This is a genomic window from Acidithiobacillus marinus (assembly GCF_002847505.1).
GTDB lineage: Bacteria > Pseudomonadota > Gammaproteobacteria > Acidithiobacillales > Acidithiobacillaceae > Acidithiobacillus > Acidithiobacillus marinus.
Map to the genome: position 1 here is coordinate 1 of NZ_MXAV01000031.1, position 20,386 is coordinate 20,386.

Consider the following 20,386-nt stretch of genomic DNA (forward strand, 5'->3'; position numbering starts at 1 on the left):
ATCCACGAAGAGCGTGATGTAGTCGTGGCCGCGCCGACTGCTGGTTTCATCGACGCCGACGGCATGGACATGGGCCATATCCACTCTGGTACGGGCTTCTGGCACATAGTGGTCAATCACCCGCCACAGGAGCGTGTCGGTCTCGCCGACTAGGCGGGCTACGGTCAATACCGGCATCTCCCGCACCAGGGTCATGATCAGCGCTTCGAAGAGCAGGGTGAAATGCGAGCCTTCCCGTGCCCAGGGAACAGATATCTGATGCACTCCATGCTCCTGGCACTTCACACGAGGTACGCGGGCATGGAGATAGGCTTCATGCTGGAAGAAATCCATGTGCCGCCAAGTATGGTCACGGGTATCATGTACCGGACACTCCTCACCACAGACGGAGCAAGCAAAGCGACTACCCTTGGGAAAGTTGATGTGCAGATCCAGGCGTTTCTCCTCCACCGTGAAAGTCACATGATCCACCAACCACGGCGGAACCAATCCTAACGCGAGAGAAAACAGCTCTTCAGGGACCATCAGCTAACTCCAATTCAGGGCACGACCGCTCCACAGCATTCTACCCCCTACCCACTCAATCTGACGAAGAGCCTGATTGCGGAGGCCGCACGCAACAAAGAGAAGCTGCGTCAGGGCAGCCGCTGGCTGGAGCGGCGCGTCGAAGACCGGACCCTGGCTTTGCGTCGGAGCCAGCAGGACTTGTTGGCCCGGGAGAGATTTATTCGTGCGGCCAGCACCGTAAACCGTTTGTTCTCGGAGAGTCTGGATCTGCCGGAAGATCAGGTTTTACAGCGGTTTTGTGAAATCCTGCAAAGGCAATTACACCTTTCTCTGGTTTGGATTATGGAAGAAGGCCAGGGTATCAATGGCGTAGCGCTGCGCGCAGTGGCCGGTCCTCAGGCGGAAATGTTGCAAAGCATGCTGGCACAAGCCCCCGGTATGGTTCAGCTGAGCCGTGAATCCGCTACGAGTATGACCCGGGACTTTGTCTGGCCCGATGGGCGTGCGGGTCATCTTGTCCTGCAATGTGCCGAAGATGAAGGATTTGCAGAAGAGGTAGCCGAGGTTCTGCAGCAGGTAACCCAGGATTTGCAGGATTTTTTGCAGCGGCAAAACAATCATTTTTCATTACAACGCACCCGTATTTTGCAGCAGGCCCTGCTGCAAGCAGGAGAAGCGATCCTGGCCGCAGAGGATATGCCGGGTATGTTACAAAAAACCTGTCAGCAACTGATTGATAGTGGCATTTTTATCGCTTGCTGGGTGGCGCGTCCGGGGGTGGACGGCTGTATGGACGCCCTGGCTTATGCCGGCTGGAGTGCGCCCAATGCCCTCCAGCGGCGTTGGCCGGTATCTGCAGAAGTTCCCGAGGGACAGACGGTGGGTGCCAGGGCTTGGCGTGCTAATGCTCTAGTGGTTCAGCAGGATTATTTGTCCGATCCCTTGATCCAGTCCTGGCGCGCCGAAGCACTGGATTACGGCTGGCGTGCAGCAGCGGCACTGCCCATTGCTCACGAGGGACAGCGCTGGGCGGTTCTGGCCGTCATTGGTGATCGGCCGCACATGTTTTCCAGGGATATTTGTGACGTTTTGCAGCAGGTGGCGCGCCTGGTAGGACATGGACTGGACGAGCTGGTTCTGAAGCAAAAGCTGGCCGAAGAAAAAATGCAGTTGACCTTGCTCGCCGCCCAGGATGCCACCATGCGCCGTTATCAGTCAGCGGTGATGAAAATCCAGCGGGACCTGCTGGATCGGGCGGCAGTGACGCAAATGTTTCCGGATTTGCTCCGTACCCTGGTGCAAGAAACCAATGTGCTTGCGGCCTATATTGCCTTGCCTGACCCTGAAAAGGCGCAGATCCGGAATTATTTTATCCAGTGCGATCATGTAGGCTTGCGCAGCGCCCTGGAATCTTTCACTGCCCAGGAAAATGCCCGGGAATGGCCGGTAGAGGACAGCCTGATCGGGCAATTTCTTCATCATCCCCCGGCGCAGATTCATCCCCTGGGTTATCCGGTTCCTCTGGTGAACAGCCATTTTCTGCAAATGCATCCGCAGTTCCGAAATCTTGCACTGGAGAGCAGGCTCTGGGTCATCGCCGCTACGGACGACAGTCGACCCATGGCCATTCTGGGCGTTTTCAGTGAGAACCCGCAGCATTTTACCGAGGCTGTTCAGCAACTCTATGGGCAACTGGCCAACAGTATTGGTCTGGCGCTGCGCCAGGACGAATACCAGAAAACCATTGAAGATGCCCGGCAAAAGCTGGAGAAAGTGGCGTTTTATGACCCTTTGACGGGCCTTGCCAATCGTCGTCTGCTGGAAAGCCAATTGGAGCAGGCCATGGCCCGGCATCAGCGGCAGGATGAAGTACTGGCGGTGTGCATGCTGGACCTTGATCGGTTCAAACCCATCAATGATAAATTCGGACACGAGGCCGGAGATCAGGTGCTGGTGACCTTGGGGCATCGTCTGGCCGAAGTGCTACGTAAAAATGATATGGTGGGACGCTTTGGTGGTGATGAGTTTGTGATTTTGCTGGAGTCTGTACAGAACCAGGATGATCTTTATCAGATATTGCGTAAAATCGAGAATGTGATGACTTCGCCCATGCAATTGCAGAGCGGTCAAAGTGTGCGTGTCGGGTTGAGCATCGGCGTCGGTATTTATGCGGGGGGCAACAAAGTGCTGACTCCCGAAGAATTGCTTCGTCAAGCGGATCTGGCTCTTTACGAAAGCAAGCATCAGAAGCAGGAACGGGATGCCTGCTGGATGCTGCATCAACCTGGCGCGGCTCTGGAACGGGCGCCGCTCGCCCAGCGACTGCTCGCCAGTGGCCAGTTGCTGGTTTTATATCAACCGGTATGGGATGCCCGGTCGAACAAGGTGGCCGGTATGGAATCCCTGGCTCGTCTGCGTGCGGAAGATGGCCGTATTCTGACTCCCCGGGAGTTTCTGCCGCAATTGCGTGGGGGGAATTTATGTCATCTGACTCAACGCATGCTGGCGCAGTCCTTGGAAGACCTCAAAAGTCTGGGAGAGGTAGGTGAGGGCTTATGGGTTTCGGTCAATATTGATCCGCAATCCCTCAATAAATCCTGCATTCGCCAGATTCGCCAGATTATCCTGGACAGTGGTCTGGATCCGGCCCGCATTATTCTCGAAATTCTGGAGGGGAGTGACTTTCTGGAGCGCAATTCCGCCCTGGAATTATTGCGTCAGATTCGCGCCCTGGGCGTGCGCCTGGCGCTGGATGATGTGGGTAGTGCCTATGCGTCCCTGTTGCGACTGAAAGACCTGCCGGTTGATGAAATAAAGCTGGATCAAGGCTTTGTAAGGACCCTGGCGACCCGTCCGGAGGACTTGCATTTTGTGCTGGCGGTGCGGGATCTGGCCCAGGGACTGGAAGTGGAACTGGTGGTAGAAGGAGTCGAGAATGAAGCCGTCATGGATGCCATGATGACGCTTAATATTCCGCTCTTGCAGGGCCGGCATATTGCCCGACCCATGCCCATCATTCGTCTGCGCTCCTGGTTGCAACGCAAGCAGCCGTTGCGCAAATACCCTTCGACGTTGTTGGGAATTTACGCTGCACAAATGGCCAGTCATAACCTGCTGTTCAAAATGGCCCGGCAAAATCCGCATTTGATGCAGGTGGAAACCCTCAGTCAGACCCGCTTATGTCCCATCCATGACTATTTACAGAATCTGGAACTAGATGACCAAAAGCGTTTGATGCGGCATCACCAACTCTATCACCGGGAGTTGGGCAGTCTGCTCCGGCAGCTGGCAGAAGATCGTGATCAGGCCGACTGGATAGCCTGGAATAAAACCCAGGAAACTTTTCTGCAGCTCCTGCGCAATGCCTGGCAAGAACGGGCGCATTAAAACTTGCGAGAGGGCGCGACCATACTCTAAGCTTTTATATAGATCATCGATCTGTCTCTTTCTTTTTTGCCTAAGGAGTTCTCTCATGTCGGCAGCCCCACTCCATGATTCGCCCGCCTGGCAACGTTTACAGACGCATCGTCAGACCTGGGAGGGCATGACCCTGCGCCAGCTTTTTCAGGAAGATCCCCAGCGGGCCAGCCATTTTTCGGTAGAAGCCTGCGGGATTTATCTGGACTATTCCAAACATTTGTTACGACGGGAAAGCCTGAATCTGCTGTTGGATCTTGCCCGGAGTCGCGACCTGGAGAGCCGTCGGGATGCCATGTTTGCTGGCGAAAAAATCAATCACAGTGAAGGACGAGCGGCGTTTCATGCTGCTTTACGGGCGCCCAAGGGTACGGTCATGCGGACCGATGGCGTGGATGTCGTCCCCGAAGTGCATCGGGTTCTGGACCATATGGCCGAGTTCACCGAGGCCATTCATTCTGAGACCTGGCGCGGAGCGACCGGAAAACCCATCCGCCAAATCGTGAATATCGGTATTGGCGGATCCTACCTGGGTCCGGAAATGGCCTGGAAGGCATTGCGGGCTTACCGTCATCCTCAAATGCAGTTGTATTTTGTGGCGAATGTGGATGGTGCCACCCTCAGTGATGTGACCGCGCATCTGGACCCGGCAGAAACGCTATTTATCATTTCTTCGAAAACCTTCACGACCCTGGAAACCATGACCAATGCCCATGCCGCCCGCCAATGGTTAGTCGATGCTCTCGGAGAAGAGGCGGTAGCCCGACATTTCGTCGCAGTTTCCACCAATACCGAAGCGGTCAAAGCTTTTGGTATGGATACCGAACACATGTTCGGGTTCTGGGACTGGGTGGGTGGTCGCTATTCCATGGATTCCGCCATTGGTCTATCCACCATGCTCGGGGTCGGAGTGCAGCATTTTCAGGTCATGCTGGCCGGTTTTCATGCCATGGATCTGCATTTCCAGAACGCTCCGCTAGAGAAAAACCTGCCGGTACTGCTGGGCCTCCTGTCCATCTGGTATAACAACTTCTGGGGTGCACAAACCCAGGCGATTTTGCCCTATGCCTATGATCTGGCGCGTTTTCCGGCGTATTTGCAGCAACTGCAGATGGAAAGTAACGGTAAAAGTGTCAATGAAGCGGGTCAATGGCTGTCCGTGGATACCGGTCCCATTATCTGGGGTGAGCCTGGTACGGACGGACAACATTCCTTCTATCAATTGATACATCAAGGTACCCGTTTGATTCCCTGCGACTTTATCGGGTTTTGTCATCCCCTCAGTGATTCTGCGGAGCAGCACGAACTGCTCATGGCGAACCTGATTGCCCAGGCGGAAGCCCTGGCCTTTGGTAAAACTGCGGATGAGCTGCGCAGTGAAGGGGTTGCCGAAGCCCAGATTCCTTTCCGTACTTTTGCCGGTAACCGGCCGAGCAGCGTTCTGCTGATGGATGCCTTGAGTCCCCATAGTCTGGGAACTCTGGTGGCCTTGTATGAACATAGCGTATTTACCCAGGGGATCATCTGGGGCATCGATTCTTTTGATCAGTGGGGCGTGGAACTGGGCAAGGTGCTGGCGCAGCGCATTGTCTCTGACCTGCAGGGCAAAACTCGGCATCATCATGACGGTTCCACCGCAACCTTGCTGGAGCGCTATCTGCGACGGCGCGGTCATTAATGCAGAGAGCGGTAACACCGCTTCGCCAGCACGGAGATCTCCAGGAAAGCTTGGCGTGATCGTAGTGCTGTAATAATGCGATGGGGATCTACCGGGAGCCCTGCTTTGTGGGCCTTTGTGATAGATCGGGAACTTTTACCCGGCTGCGGTTTTCCAATAGAGGATTATCAGCTGGATTGAAGAGCCGCACCAACCATATGAAACAGCCTATTATTCTGGCCATTACGGCCGTATTTGCCTGGGGGAGCGTCGCTTATGCCGCTGTCCCGCCTTTGCCGCCCATGCCCACCCTGCCGCCACCGCCCCCCATGCCAGCGCCACAATTGACGAGTATCCAATCTGCCGTTTTGCTCGACGTCAACAGTGGTCAGGTGCTGATGGCGGAAAATGATCAAAAGCCCGTCAATCCCTCGGGGCTGGTGAAGCTCATGACCGCCTATTTGCTGTATCAGGCCGAAAAGCAGGGGCTCATACAGCCAAGTGAAAAGGTGCAGGTTTCCAATGAGGCCTGGCATGCCCAGGGTTCGCGGATGTTCATTCAGCCGGGAATGGCGGTGACCATGACCGAACTGACTCACGGACTATTGATTGACGGCGGTAATGACGCGGCCATCGCCATTGCCGAAACGGTGGCGGGCAGTGTCGGTGGTTTTGTGGATCTGATGAACCATGATGCTGCAGCCATGGGCTTGCAGCAAACTCATTTCACCAATCCAGACGGTTTGCCCCAACCGGGGCAAAGCAGCACGGCGCTGGATATGGCGCGTTTGTCAGCGCACTTGATCCAGACCTATCCGCAAGTCATGCAGGTGGCGGGTAAGGTTTCATACACCTACAACCATATTACCCAGTACAACTATAATCCCCTCGCTGGCCAGAATGGGGTGAATGGCCTGGGCGTAGGCTTGGCCGGAAAAAACAGCTGGGACCTGGCGGTCAGTGCCACCCGGGATGGTCGTACCCTGGTGGCGGTGGTGATGGGGGCGCCATCCCGCAGTGCGGCGGGCAGTGATGCCAGTGCCTTGCTGCATTATGGTTGGAATGGCTGGCACAACGTTTCTCTTTTTAAAGCGGGAGCGGTAGTGGCCCAGATACACAAAGGTGACTGGAGCCCGGCGACGGTGAAAGGGGTTACCGTCAGCCCGGTGGTGGTCTCCGAACCCAAGCAGCAGAAAAGCCAGTTACAAACCGGTTTTGTCGCTATTCCCGATTTGAAAGCCCCCCTCGCGGCAGGCGCCGATCTGGGTACGCTGCACATTTCCTGGCATGGTCATCTCCTGAAAACGGTTCCTGTACATGCCCAGACTGCGGTAAAACCGGCAGGTTGGTTCATCCGTCTGGTCCACGAAGGCGAGTCCTGGTTATGAGCAGTCTGGAGATCAAGCCGTTTGCCGTTCAGCGGACCAGGAGCTGATTTTGGTGTCGCGTAGGAAATCTGCCCGGCGCCGCTGGGTATTCTGGACACTTGTCGTTTTGCTGCTGATTGCCCTCAATATTGTAGTGGGTATCGGGGTCTGGACCTGGCGGATCTGGCAGGAGTTACCCCCCGTCGTGCAGCTCGAAAACTGGCATCCCCAGGAACCTTTACGCATTTACGCCGACAATGGTCATTTGCTCCAGGTGGTCGGTCCGCAATTGCGTTATGCCCTGCCTCTGCAACAAATCCCCAAAACATTGCAGGAAGCTTTTATTTCGGCGGAAAATTCCAAATTCTACAGTCATAATCCGCTGTATTATCCGGTCAGTTTTCCTGGAATTATCCGGGCGGCCTTTGTGGACCTGGTACATATGGCACCAGTCCAGGGCGCCAGCACCATTACCGAACAGGTGGCTCGCAATTTTTATTTGACCCCCAAAAAAACCATCGCCCGCAAGGTAGCGGAGATTCTCCTGGCCTATAAACTGGCGGCGCGTTTGCATCGGCCTGAGATCCTGGATTTGTACCTCAACAAGATTTATTTGGGTGAGGGTGCTTACGGCGTGCAGGCGGCGGCGGAGACCTATTATGGCAAAACCGTCCAGCAACTCAGTATTGCCGAAATGGCTACCCTGGCAGGTTTGCCCGCAGCGCCCTCGGATTTCAATCCCATTGCCTCTCCGGCATCGGCCAAAACCCGCCGGGATTATGTGCTCCGCCATATGACGCGCTACGGATATATCAGCAAGGCTCAGGAAGAAGCAGCATTGGCCGAACCCATCCGGGCCCATTATCATGCCCCGGCCAGCAATATTGCGCCTTATGCCACCGACTGGATTCGGAACTGGCTGGAAAAGCATTTTGGTGCTGATTTTACCTATCGTACCGGGCTGCGGGTGTACAGCAGTATCAACCCAACGGACCAGCGCGCGGCAGATCGGGATATTGCCGTGGGTCTCGAAAATTACAGCATGGGCCTCGACAGTATGGACCCCAAGGCCTGGCATGGACCCATTGCCCAATTATCGGCCAGCGCCATGGAAACGGCTCTGCAAGGGCAGCGTCCCAGCCAGTTGCCCCATCACAATCCTGCCAATTTGCACTGGGGGGTCGTCGTCAAGGCCACTCCGGCCGTGGCCACGGTTTCCTTCGAAGGCCGCCATCTGGTGCACCTGACTTTGCGCGATGTGGTCTGGGCACGTTCAGCCCCGAAGGGAAATCCGCCGACCGCCGTCAATCAGGTTTTGCAGCGAGGCGATCTGATCTGGCTGCGACGTTATGTGGTGGCCGCTACTTCGGGCACCGGCAATCCGGTGTGGGGAACCAAGGTCTGGCATACTATTCCCCATGGTGGCTGGCAACTGGCGCAGATACCTCAGGTGCAGGGTGCTCTGGTGTCTCTGGACAGCCACAGCGGTGCCATCCTCGCCCTGTCGGGAGGGTTCAGTTATGAGCTCAGTCATTTTGACCGGGCTTTGTACGCCTTCCGCCAGCCGGGCTCGGGATTCAAGCCCTTTGTGTACGCATCGGCCATGGATGCGCCGACTTATTTGGCTAGTGGCCGCAAACATTATCTGACGCCGGTATCGCTGATTGCCGATACCCCGCTGAGGATTCATCTCAGCGATGGGCAGGTTTATGCCCCGACCAACTACAGCCGGACCTTTTCAACGACGCCTTATCCGGTTTGGAATGATTTGGCAGACTCAAGAAATGTTCCCAGCGTGCGCTTGTTGATGCATGTGGGTATTCCCTACGCCAAGCGCTATGTGGAACGCTTCGGGATTCCGGCCAAACAGATTCCCGCTTCTCCCTCCATGGTGTTGGGTTCCGGCGATTTTACCCCCCTGCAGATTGCCCGGGGTTATGCGGTATTTTCCAGTGGTGGATTTTTACCCCATCCCTATTTGATCCGGAAAATTGTCACTGCCCATGGCACTGTGGTTTCGTTGCTGGGTTGTCCTCTGGGTTATCGTCCGCCAGCAAAACAAACCGTGATTCCTCCTGGAGTGGCCTTTCTGCTGACGCGGATGATGGAACGGGTGATCCGGGTAGGTACCGGGGTGGCTGCGCAGATTTTGCATCGTCATGATCTGGCGGGGAAAACCGGCACTACCAATCACGAAGACAATGCCTGGTTTAACGGTTATAATCCCAACATTACCACTTCCGTCTGGGTGGGATATGACAATAATCAATCCATGGGTACCTGGGCGGCGGGGGCGCGCGAAGCTTTGCCGATCTGGATTCGTTACATGCATACGGCGCTGACCGCATACCCTGATGCAGGCTTCTTCCAACCACCTGACGTAGTGACGGCGCATTACAATCCCAAAACCGGCGATCTCGCCTCCCGCCATGATCCCGGACACAAGTACCCTCTGGGTTATTTTCTCTCCGGTTATTTACCGCCCAAGCCTAAACCCAAAGTCAGTGCAGAAACCCGGAGTTTCATTCATGCATTGATGCAAATTTTCTAGGAGATTGAAAATGAAGCAGTGGCTGGCCCTGATTGTTATCGCCTTGTGTTTCTGGGGGGCTTTTGAAGTCAGTCATCACTGGCTGGTGCAGCATCCCGATCGTCCCGATCAGCGAACCCTGAAAGTGATTTCACAATAAGTACAGGGTAATGAAATAGCTATACTGAAATACCTCGGCCCACATATCTGTGCTACCTTTCCGATTCTATAATCAGGATGTTGTCATTCTGTAGCCATTATCAAAGGAAAATATGATGCGCAGTGTGGGGATTGCCGCTTTATTGTTGACCGGTTCGCTTTCTGTTTCTGCGGTGGCGGCTGATGCGCCCATGCAGCCCGGGCTCTGGGTGATACATGTTTCCGGAGTCACCAAAGTTTCTTCGCCTCCGCTCAGTACACCCATGGAACGCAGCACACAGATTTGCGTGAAAGCTCATCAGAAGCCCGAATCGGTTTTTCTGCCCCAGGGGAGTGATCGCTGTACGGGGAGCCACAAGCCCTTACCCGACGGGAAAACCCAATGGACATTCCACTGCCAGGCGCCTGGAGCTTCTATCATTCAGGTGGGCTGGTTCCGGACCAGTCCCCATCATCTGCATGCCCACTGGGTCATTACGGCTGAGGTCCACAGCGAAGCCCATTACGAAACGACCACGGATTTGCAGATGCAGGGTACTTATCTCAGCGCCCACTGTGGCAAGGTGAAATAAGCGGGCGGAAAGCGCGGAGTTGATTCAAAAACGGCCGTGAGCAGGGACTGCTTTTCGCGACTTTGACCCGCGCCGTCGTTGTTCTTGGCGAAATCCCGCGCCCGGCAGGAGAACTGTCTGAGCCCGCAGGGCGAGTTTTCTCCTGCCAGCGGGATGAGCCCCAGAACAACAGGCAAGGGGCGTTGGAGCGAAAAGCAGTCCCTGCTCACGGCCGTTTAATACGGGCTACTGGCGCAGCAGTTCCAGAAAAGCTCTGCTGCTGTGGCTGGCTTCCCGGCGATACAGTACTGAAAGGCGATGCTGAATGCGCGGTTGCGTATTCAGGGTGATCAGTCCCGGGCGCTGGCCACTGCCGTCATTCAGCGCCGAAACAAAACTCACCCCCAGGCCGCAGCGCACTGCATCGCGAATGGCCGCTAGACCGCTCAGTTCATAACGGATTTCCGGATATATTCCAGCCTCTTTCAAGGCCTGCAGGGCATGGTCACGAATGCCCGAGCCTTCTTCCCGCCAGACCAAAGACTCCGCAGCCAGTGACCGGAGAGGCAGGGCGGCTGCAGCCAATCCCAGCCAGCGCGGATTTTCCGGGGCCAGCAGGACAATGGTCGTTTCCCGCAAGGTTTCCTGGACCCAGTCGGCATGTCCTGGCGCTGTCAGATCGTCTTCGACAAAAATCAGATCAGCCTGATCGCGCATGGCCCGGGCGGCGCGACTGTTGGTGGCCGTCAGGCGCAGAGAAACGCCGGGATAAAGTTGCTGGAATCGGGCAATGGCCTGGGGGAGCAGACTTTCGGCATTGCTGTGGCTGGCGAGGATGGACAAGGAACCGCGGAGCATTTTTTCGGTGTCCTGACAGAGGGTCCGGGCATCTTCCAGGGCGTTTTCGATTTGTTCGGCAATACGCAGCAGTGCCATACCCATGGCTGTGGGGGTGATGCCGTGACGGGTCCGTTGATAGAGCGCTTCGCCGACGATTTCCTGCAAGTTTTTTAGACGATGCGACACCGCCGGTTGGGTCATGAACAGGCTTTCGGCTGCCGCATGGAGATTACCGTGCCGCGCTGCCTGGGCCCAGACCAGCAGTAAAACCGGGTCAATGCGCTGGTGCAGCATATCTGCTCTTCCCTGTTATAAAATTACCTGTGCTTATTTCATACGTGAAAAAATAGCATTGGATGCATAATCTGTCCAGGTGCAAGCTTTCCTTATATTCATTGAGCAGGAAGCCATCGCCATGAAAATATGGACTGAAGCACCGGGGAAGGACCCCCGCGAAATCATTCGTCATTTCACCCCCAACTGGTTCGCCGCCAATATGGGTACGGGTATTCTGGCCCTCATGCTCGCGGAATTTCCCTATGGGGACTGGGGACAGAAACTGCTGGCCCAGGGCTTGTGGACCATCAATGTCGGGTTTTTTGTGCTTTTCGCCCTGTTGTTCATGGGGCGGGCGGTGTTTTACCCGGCCAGCTTCCGCCGTCTCTTTCAGCATCCGGTACAATCCCTCTTTATCGGCGCCATTCCCATGGGTTTTGCGACCATTATCAATGGCCTGCTCATTATCTGGCCGGTCACGCCACTTACCCTGCAGCTGACCATGATTTTGTGGTGGGTGGATGTGGCCATGGCACTGTTTTCCGTGCTGCTGGTGCCTTTTTTCATGTTTACCGCCCAGGAACATAGCGTGGAACGCATGACTGCTGCCTGGTTACTGCCCATTGTTCCTCCCGAGGTGACGGCGGCCAGTGGCGGATTGCTGGCCCAGCATCTGGCCCCGACGCTGGGCAGTACGGTCATTTACCTGAGTTATCTGCTCTGGGCCGTTTCGGTGCTGCTGGCCATGGGCATACTCGCCATCCTGTTATTACGACTCACCCTGCACAAGCTCCCGCACCAGGATATGGCGGTATCCGCATGGCTCCCTTTGGGACCGCTGGGTACGGGAGCCATGGCCATGATCACTCTGGGCGGTGCTGACAAAATTGTATTTGCAGGAGGTTCTCTGGCCGCCATGAGTCAGTTTGGAGCCATGGCGGGGCTGTTTATTGCCCTTCTTCTCTGGGGATTTGGACTCTGGTGGCTGCTGATGGCGGTGTTTTTTACCCTGCGTTATCTGGGGGAGGGGCTGCCCTTCAATATGGGCTGGTGGGGTTTTACCTTCCCCTTGGGGGTATTCAACGCCGCCACTTATTTGCTGGCCCGGGAAACCAGTTGGCCTGTGTTTCTGCCCCTGGGGGCTTTCTTCACTATCGCTCTGGCCGGCTTCTGGATCATCGTGACCCAGCGCAGTTTCGTGGGCATGTGGAGCGGACGCCTGTTCCGTGTCCCCTGCTTGTCGATGGAAACCGGACTACCGGAACCGGTTTGCGCAAACGCTGCGGAAAATACCGCCAGCGACGATCTCATGCACTCCTTGCGGGAGTAGGGCTTGGGTATCCATAGCCAATGCTTACTTCAACACGGGTCCCTTGGGCGCGCTATAGCCGGTTTCCTTGAACATGGCCTGACCGGCCGCGCTGGCCATGAAATGGATGAAAGCCATGCCCAGTTTGGGATCAGGAGCATCCGTAGGCACTGCCGCATAAAATACCAGGGGTTGGGTGTGCACCGTTTTGGGGTGACCATCCACATTCAGAGTGAAGTGGACCTTGCTGTACCAGTTCTTGGACATGGCCGGATCACTGAGGTTGATCTGCTTGGGCAGGGTGATATAGGGCAGATGCAGGGATTTGACGGCGCTTAAGTAACCCGATGAAGCGGCCATCTGCCCACTTTTGAGGCGGGCAAGCAGAGAGGCTTCGGTGAAAATCTGCTGCTGGTTTTCGACGGGACCGAGAATGTTTTTGACCAGATCCGGCTGATGATAATATTTTTCTGCCAGCATGAAAGTGAAAACAATGTTCTGACCCTGTGGGTCGGTTTTGGGGTCGGTACGCCCAAAGCGAACTCCGGGCATATCGAGCACCTTGTACCAGGGTGTTTTACCCGCAGCCGCTTTTTCAAAGTCCTTGGCGAAGGGGCTGTTGGGGCTGTAAGCAATGCACATGGCGGTGCTGGCTACCGGATAGGCTTTTTTGACCAGGCCCGCTTTCATCAACACTTCAATGGGTCCCGGAGTAATGGAAACAAATACATCCGGACGCAGTTTATGTCCGGCAATCAGGTGTGCCAGGCCGTAGGCACCTTGGCCTTCTCCCTGATAATGGACGCCCTGAGCCTTGGCAAAGGCGGGCCCTAGATGTAAATCCATCACCGCCCCCATGGAACCCGCATAGGCAACCCGAAATTCTTGAGCACTGGCAAAGGCAGGCAGAGCGAGAAAGATGGCAGCGGTGAGGCTGGCGGCGATATGAAGTTTTTGCATAAAGTGAACCCCTGGCTGATTGTATATGAATATATATAACGATAGATCAACAGAAGGTCAAGCGAGCGCACTCAGCACGGCGGTGAGAAGCGATTTGGGCGCGGTTGACGTCCCTCTGCGCGAACGACGACCGCCGCTTGCCGTTGATTTTTATGGTGGATATTCACCAAGATGCGCCGCTGTAAGATGGCGGAGTAATGCGCACATCCGGGCGTCGGTCCAGTAGTAGCCCCTCAGCCCGGAGACCAGGCCGGTTCGTTAGCCTGTCCGGAAATATCCAGAAAATGCAGGCCCTTACCGTTGACGGCCACTTCTCCCAACACTTTTTGTCCGCCGCGATGGGTGGCAAAAATCAGCATTCGCCCGTCGTCCGCAAAGCTGGGATGCTCGCAGTTGCCACCATCATACAGCACCTGCAGGTCATTGCCGTCGGGGCGCATTTCTGCCAGCGACAATACTCCGCGATAGTCATGAATAAAGGCAATCCAGCGCCCGTTGGGGGCGTAGCTGGGGGAAACATTGTAGCCACCCGCATAACTCAGTCGCTCAATGTGACTGCCATTGGCGCGCATCTGATAAATCTGAGCACTTCCCTGGCGGTTGGACACAAACACCAGATGGTGGCCTCCGGGGGACCAGCTGGGACTGGTATTGACGGTTCCCTGGCGCGTCAATACCTGTTCGTGACCAGTATGCAGATTTTCAAGCACCAACTCGGTGCGCCCCCGTTCCCAGACCTTGGCGAAAGCCAGATATGCTCCATTGGGCGAAAAGGCCGGAGCGCTCAGGGCGCCGCCTTGGTCGGGAACCTGATGGCGCTGACCATTGGCGAGATTCTGAATATAGATGACCGAATGGTGATGTCGGTAGGTAACGTAAGCCAGTTGCCGACCGTGGGGTGACCAGTCCGGGGAGATAATCGGGATTTTGCCGCGCAAAATGCTGCGGGCATTCCAGCCGTCCGACTGGGATACATCCAGATCGTAATGACTGCCCTGTTGATCCACATAAGCGATATGACTGGCAAAAGGGCCGGGCTCACCGGTAATCTGCTGATAGAGCAGATCAGCCACTTCCTGCCCGACCATGTGATAACCTTCAGCATTGCTGACATAGCGGCGACCCGCCAGCATCTTGTGGGTGATCAGGCTGACCGCATCGGCATCCACGACGTAGCCAGCAGATGTTTGCCGGACTTTCCCCACAGCCATGGCCAGTGCCCCGGTTTTTTCCCATGTGCCGACATCAATGGTGGCGGCAGAATGAGGATCATCCGGGTACAAGGCGGGATTAATGACCGAAAAATAACCACTATGTTCGAGATCATAACGCACAATGTGGGCAATATCCGGTTGTCCGGCAGGACCGGAGCCAAAGCCAGGAACCGCAACAGGGGCCAAGCTGCTGACCGCCTTGTTGATGTTGACGGTCAGCGCACTGGCGCTGAGGGGCAGGGCGACTAATGCCAATAGCAAAGTCGGTTGCAGAATGGGTCGATGAATAGGCCAAGGCATGAACGGCTCCTGATGCTTCTACAAGGATTGTTTGACGCGATTCCAGAGACTGCCGAAGGTGCCTGCCGGCTTGGCGGCCTCTGCCGCAACCAGATCCGTAGTACCCAGTACTTTACCGTTCAGGGATACGGTCATTTCCCCGAGTTTCTGGCCTTTGGCAATGCCCTGACTGCCGATTTTCTGATAGGTCACCTGAGTTTTCAGATCCTTTTCGGCGCCGGTGGGAATCATGACCTCCACATTCCGGGCGACGGTGACCGGGAGTTCGTCCGGATCCAGGCTGGTATCGCTGTAAGTGCCGACCACGCTTCCGGCCTTGGTCACGGTGTGGTCTGTGGTGAAGCGGTAACCGTAATCCAGCAGGGCCACCACATCATTGACGCCACTCGGCCAGCTGGGAGCACCCATGACTACGGCAATGAGGCGGCGTCCATTGCGGATGGCGGTGGTGTCCATGCAGTGTCCTGCCGCGTTGGTATGTCCGGTTTTCAGGCCGTCAATGTCAGGATGTCCGAACAGGGCCGGATTCCAGCTCCGCTGAGTGATGTGGTTGTAGCGATAGTATTTGATTTTGGAGATGTTGATGACTTGTGGATATTTCGCTATCAGGTCCCGGGAAATCATGGCAATATCCAGGGCGGAAAGATGCAGACCGGGAGTCGGAAGCCCATCCACGTCGCCATAGTGGGCACCCGGCAAACCCAATTTACGAGCCGTACTGTTCATTTCATCCACAAAGCTGGCGCGGCTGCCTGCCACGGCCTGAGCCAAGGCCACAGCGGCGTCATTCCCGGAGTCGATGATCAGCCCGTGCATGAGCTGGGCGACGGTAACCGGCAAATTCGGCTGAATGAACATACTCGACCCGCCGGTATGCCAGGCTACCCGGCTCACATGAATGGGTTGATCCCAGTGCAGGGCGCCATCGGCCAGAGCCCCGTAAGTCAGGTAGGCCGTCATCAATTTGGTCAGACTGGCGGGAGGTAACTGCAGGTTGGCGTCTTTCTCGGCAATGATTTGTCCGGTCCGAAAGTCCATCAGTACATAGCTTTTGGCATCGGGCAAGGGTGGTGGGGGAGGGATCAGCAGGGCATTGCTGGCAAAAGCAGTGCCCCCCGACAGTAGCGTGGCAACAGCTGCCATCAATAGGTAACGCGTGGATGGCAACGAGGTGGTTTTGTGGCGCATGTAACTTCCTTATAAGCAGGTTTGGTTTTAGTGTTCAGGCAGAGTGATGACGACGTAAAGACTTTGATGTCCTTGGCGGACCAGCAAGGGAATGGGGGTATGGGCCGGTAATTTCCGGACCATCTGCTGGAGTTGCTCCGGACTATTGACCGTCTGCTGGTCGATCTGCTGGATAACCATGCCGTCCGTCAGCCCCATTTGCGCCGCAGGGCCAGGATAAATGCTCTCGATCAGGACCCCGTGATGGATGCCAAGACGTTTTTGCGCAGCCTGATCCAGGGTGGTGACCCGCAGTCCCAGACGACGGATATCGGCGGTTTTTTCGGCTTCGACATGACGCATTTTGGCCGGCATGGTGCCAATGGTGACCTGCAGGGTTTCCGGCTGGCCATTATGCAAAATACCCATGGGTACGGTGGTTCCGGGTGGCGTATCGCCCACCAGCGGGGGGAGCTGCCCGACGCTGTAAACGGCTTCGTGATTGTAAGTCACAATCACATCGCCAGGCTTCAGCCCTGCCCTGGCAGCGGCCTCATGGGGGCTGACCGAAGCCACCAGGGCGCCCACCGGTTCTTTCAGGTGCAGGGCCTTGGCCATTTGTGGCGTGACTTCCTGGACATCCACACCGAGCCAGCCAAAGCGGAGTTTTTTATGGGCCTCAAAGGCATGGACAGCGCGCATGGCGGTATTGATGGGAATACTGAAAGACAGGCCCATATAGCCGCCATCGTTGGTATAAATCTGGTCATTGATACCCACAACCTTCCCTGCCATGTTGAAAATGGGCCCTCCGGAATTACCCGGGTTGATGGGCACATCGCTCTGAATGAAGGGAATATATTCATCATCATGGGGAAGTGGCCGATTCAAGGCGCTGACCACCCCCTGGGTGACCGTATTGTAAAAGCCAAAAGGCATGCCGATGGCCAGTAACCACTGTCCTACTTTGAGGTTGCGGGAATTGCCCAGCTCTACGGTGGGCAGATCATGAGCATCAATTTTCAGCAGGGCAGTATCGTAACGCACCGATAATCCCACCACTTTCGCCGGATAAGCATGGTGATTGGTGAGGGTCACAATAATGTGATGCATTCCCCGCACGACATGGCCCGCTGTGACAATATAGCCGTTAGGGGAAATGATGAATCCAGAACCCAGAGCTTCCATTTTTTCTTTTTGAGGAGGATTGGCTCCGGGGAATCCCTGAAAAAACTGATAGAAAGGGGAATTTCTGGGGAAGGGATCGGTGCCGTTTCTGCCCCGGACAATTTTGGTGTCAGAATCATCGATTTTAACGATAGCATCCCCATATTTGTTCACAATGGGCGTGAAATCCGGGAGATCTACCAATTTATGGGGGTCAGTAGTAATTTTACTTGCGGAAGTGGTTGGCGAATGATTATCAGCGGCAAAAGCCCATCCCGCAGCACCCAGTCCAAATCCGGCAGTGGCAGCAATGACGGCAACCAGAATCTGCCGGGGCCGAAAATTAAATGTACGTAAAGACATAAGCCTAGACTCCTAATTATCCCAAAAACGTAATATCCACTCCACCAGGAGACTGGCCGGAACTGTGAAAATCGCAATGCCCACTAGAATGAGGACTATTTCCAGGATGCTGACAATGAGCATGTGCTTGATGGAAGTTCTTGAGCAAAAATAATTACGATCATATGGTTACAGTTATTCGGCGGTATGTTTCAGTCTTGGTTACAGTGCTATACACCCGCTTTAAGACGCGAGATCTTGGCGGGAAGTTCCCGAACTTTTCCACAGAGCAAGATCATGTTTCGGGAACTTTCTTCCTGACCCTGGTCTCTCAGCTAAGCCATAGGCTCTGTTATTAGAGGCGCATACGTCATTGTTATTTCCGCGATCTGCCGGTTTTGAAAGGACTTTTAGTTGAGTCCGAATGCGCTTAAAGCCGGTCGTTTTCGAGGGCGCCTGGCCGTGGCGATCGTTTTGCTGTTGCTGGTTTTCCTGTACCTGATCTGGCGTTTGGTGGATCTGGAAGTGTTGCATTATCAACGCTTCCGGCATATGGCCGAGGCCAATCACACGGCCATAGTTCCCGTATCTCCGGCGCGCGGACTGATTCTCGCCAGCCATGGTCAGATTCTTGCGGCCAATCATCCGCGCTATGTCCTGGAGCTGATTCCCGACGAAACAGAGCATCTGCATGAAACCCTCCAGCGTTTGCGGCGGTTGTTTCCTATTCCCGCGAAAAATATCCAGCACTTCATGCATACGTTGGATGATAAGCCGCCTTATATTCCGCGCATTCTCATGCACCACCTGGACGCTAGCCAAATTGCCGACTTTGCGGTGAGGGATATGCAATTTCCGGGTGTACAGGTGGCCGCTCAGTGGCATCGTTATTATCCCTTTAAAAATCTGTTTAGTTCAGTAGTAGGTTATGTCGGCCCGATTAGCGTCAGCAATTTGAAGGGTTTTGATCCTCAAAAATATATTTATCGACGCTTTATTGGTGAAAACGGTCTGGAGTATGCTTTTGAGCGCCAGTTAAGGGGAAAATTCGGTTATCAGATCAAGGAGGTGAATGCTTTGGGGGTGCCGGTGGCCAATTTGCGCAATATTCCTCCGACGCCGGGGGACAATCTACAAACCAGCTTGCGCTTGCGGGTGCAGCGAGCTGTTGCCCGAGTCATGCAGCGTAATCATTTTCGGGGTGCTCTGGTAGCCGTCAATCCAGAATCAGGGGCCGTCATCGCCAGTTACAGTAACCCGAGCTTTAATGCCAACTGGTTTGTGGATGGGATCAGCGCTGCCCACTGGCAAAACCTGCTCCATAACAAGGGACGGCCCTTACTCAACCGGGTCGCCCAGGGGCTATATCCACCGGGTTCCTGTATCAAGCCCTTTTATTCCATTGCAGCTTTGCAGGACAAGGTCATCCAGCCCGATTTTCATACCTACTGCCCCGGCTATATCCGTCTGGGTGGTCACGTTTACTGGGACTGGTATCGTTCGGGTTTTGGAGAAACGGGGTTGACCAAAGCCCTGGCCTGGTCCGTGGACGTATTTTTTTACAAGCTGGCCATCAAAATGGGTATTCAGCGTCAGGATGCCGCCCTGTGGCGCTTTGGTTTCGGGAAACCTGCACCCATTGATACGCCAGGTAGCGCCTCTGGTTTTGTACCGACACCCCGCTGGAAAGAAGCGCATTTTCACCAGCCCTGGTACACCGGTGATTCGGTGATTCTGGGAATTGGTCAGGGTTATCTGCTGGTCACGCCGCTGCAGTTGGTGCGCGCCGTTTCGGCCATCGCCAACGGCGGCTATTTACCGTATTTGCATGTGGTCACTGCGCTCATCAATCCTGAAACCGGGGTTCGCCAGACTTTACCTATACCTCCGTCGAAAAATTTGCATATTCCTGCTTTTGCGCTACGGGCCGTGCGTAAGGGGATGACGGCCTGTGTGACCCGGGGAACCTGTAAAAGCATAGCTACCCCTGGTTTGACCATGGCTGGTAAAACCGGAACGGCAGAAGTCCCTGTCGGTTATCAGAATGGTCGCACGATTTACAATGATGATTCCCTGTTTATTGGCTGGGCACCCCTTCATCATCCCCAAATTGCCGTAGCGGCCATAGTCGAAGATGGTGGCAATAATGCCTGGCAGGCCCTTCCAGTCGCCAAGGCAGCCATTCTCAGTGACCTGCGACCCAGCATGAAATTGCGGGATTTTACCAATATTGTGGTGAACCCCGCTCAAGCTTTCGGATAATCCAGCGCTGAAATACGGAATCCGTGAGAAGATAATTTTGAACTGTTCGCGATATTCAGGGTCTACTGATATACTCAAATATCATTTACTTCATGAGGATGATTATCATGTTTTATGCAACATTCATTGTCCTGGGTGCTTTGTGGGTCGTCGCGATGGTTGCTGGAATGCGGACAACTTTTGGTCCTGCTGATCCTGATGAAGGTCAGCACGACGCTTGATATTCTGTTTTTAGCGGTTATACAGGACGGATAGCCTCCAATTGTTCCTGCTAAAATAAGACTTGACAGGGTTTTTATTGCTTCTCATATCCCGGACAGGTTAGGGTTGATTTAATCCCCTCACAAGCCCACGGATATTT

14 protein-coding genes are annotated in these 20,386 nt (G+C 55.0%); 8 read left to right on the top strand and 6 right to left on the bottom strand.

Annotated features, from left to right (window positions below; all coding sequences use genetic code 11):
* The coding region (locus B1757_RS07205; RefSeq protein WP_143484236.1) for a helix-turn-helix domain-containing protein at positions 1-525 on the bottom strand (525 nt) is incomplete at its 3' end.
* 159 nt (positions 526-684) lie between these two features.
* Here B1757_RS07205 and B1757_RS07210 point away from each other — a divergent pair.
* The 6 genes from B1757_RS07210 (at position 685) to B1757_RS07230 (ending at position 10,209) form a co-directional block, all read left to right on the top strand.
* Positions 685-3,894: a bifunctional diguanylate cyclase/phosphodiesterase gene (locus B1757_RS07210; RefSeq protein WP_101537677.1), complete on the top strand. Its 3,210-nt coding sequence runs from the start codon at positions 685-687 to the stop codon at positions 3,892-3,894.
* 85 nt (positions 3,895-3,979) lie between these two features.
* Positions 3,980-5,602, top strand: coding sequence for a glucose-6-phosphate isomerase (gene pgi, locus B1757_RS07215; RefSeq protein ID WP_101537678.1), 1,623 nt, complete (start codon positions 3,980-3,982; stop codon positions 5,600-5,602).
* 197 nt (positions 5,603-5,799) lie between these two features.
* The gene (locus tag B1757_RS07220; RefSeq protein ID WP_101537679.1) at positions 5,800-6,969 is read left to right on the top strand and encodes a D-alanyl-D-alanine carboxypeptidase family protein; all 1,170 of its coding nucleotides are present in this window, start codon (positions 5,800-5,802) and stop codon (positions 6,967-6,969) included.
* Positions 6,970-7,021: 52 nt separating this feature from the next.
* Positions 7,022-9,499: a penicillin-binding protein 1A gene (locus B1757_RS07225; protein ID WP_438263618.1), complete on the top strand. Its 2,478-nt coding sequence runs from the start codon at positions 7,022-7,024 to the stop codon at positions 9,497-9,499.
* A 10-nt stretch (positions 9,500-9,509) separates the two neighbouring features.
* Positions 9,510-9,638 carry a hypothetical protein gene (locus tag B1757_RS15915; protein WP_301179159.1) on the top strand — a complete coding sequence of 43 codons (129 nt, stop codon included), beginning with the start codon at positions 9,510-9,512 and terminating at the stop codon, positions 9,636-9,638.
* A gap of 112 nt (positions 9,639-9,750) precedes the next feature.
* A complete protein-coding gene (locus B1757_RS07230) occupies positions 9,751-10,209 on the top strand; it encodes a DUF3617 domain-containing protein (protein ID WP_101537681.1) in 459 nt (152 codons plus the stop codon).
* A gap of 225 nt (positions 10,210-10,434) precedes the next feature.
* Here the strand turns inward: B1757_RS07230 and B1757_RS07235 are convergent, their stop codons facing one another.
* Entirely contained in the window at positions 10,435-11,322 is an 888-nt protein-coding gene (locus B1757_RS07235; RefSeq protein ID WP_101537682.1) for a LysR family transcriptional regulator, read from the bottom strand.
* Positions 11,323-11,443: 121 nt separating this feature from the next.
* Here B1757_RS07235 and B1757_RS07240 point away from each other — a divergent pair, with 121 nt between their 5' ends.
* Complete coding sequence (locus B1757_RS07240; protein ID WP_101537683.1) at positions 11,444-12,634, top strand: TDT family transporter; 1,191 nt, start codon at positions 11,444-11,446, stop codon at positions 12,632-12,634.
* Between the two features lie 24 nt (positions 12,635-12,658).
* On the opposite strand, the gene B1757_RS07245 is transcribed toward B1757_RS07240, so the two are convergent.
* The 4 genes from B1757_RS07245 to B1757_RS07260 all read right to left on the bottom strand — a co-directional run bounded on the left by B1757_RS07245 (position 12,659) and on the right by B1757_RS07260 (position 17,784).
* Entirely contained in the window at positions 12,659-13,573 is a 915-nt protein-coding gene (locus B1757_RS07245; RefSeq protein WP_101537684.1) for an extracellular solute-binding protein, read from the bottom strand.
* Between the two features lie 233 nt (positions 13,574-13,806).
* Complete coding sequence (gene tolB / locus B1757_RS07250; protein ID WP_101537685.1) at positions 13,807-15,087, bottom strand: Tol-Pal system beta propeller repeat protein TolB; 1,281 nt, start codon at positions 15,085-15,087, stop codon at positions 13,807-13,809.
* Between the two features lie 18 nt (positions 15,088-15,105).
* Positions 15,106-16,275, bottom strand: coding sequence for a D-alanyl-D-alanine carboxypeptidase family protein (locus B1757_RS07255; protein WP_101537686.1), 1,170 nt, complete (start codon positions 16,273-16,275; stop codon positions 15,106-15,108).
* 27 nt (positions 16,276-16,302) lie between these two features.
* Positions 16,303-17,784: a Do family serine endopeptidase gene (locus tag B1757_RS07260; protein WP_101537687.1), complete on the bottom strand. Its 1,482-nt coding sequence runs from the start codon at positions 17,782-17,784 to the stop codon at positions 16,303-16,305.
* Between the two features lie 393 nt (positions 17,785-18,177).
* On the opposite strand from B1757_RS07260, the gene mrdA reads away from it, so the two are divergent.
* On the top strand, positions 18,178-20,025 hold the full coding sequence (mrdA, locus tag B1757_RS07265) for a penicillin-binding protein 2 (protein WP_101537688.1): 1,848 nt from the start codon (positions 18,178-18,180) through the stop codon (positions 20,023-20,025).
* Positions 20,026-20,386 lie beyond the last annotated feature (361 nt).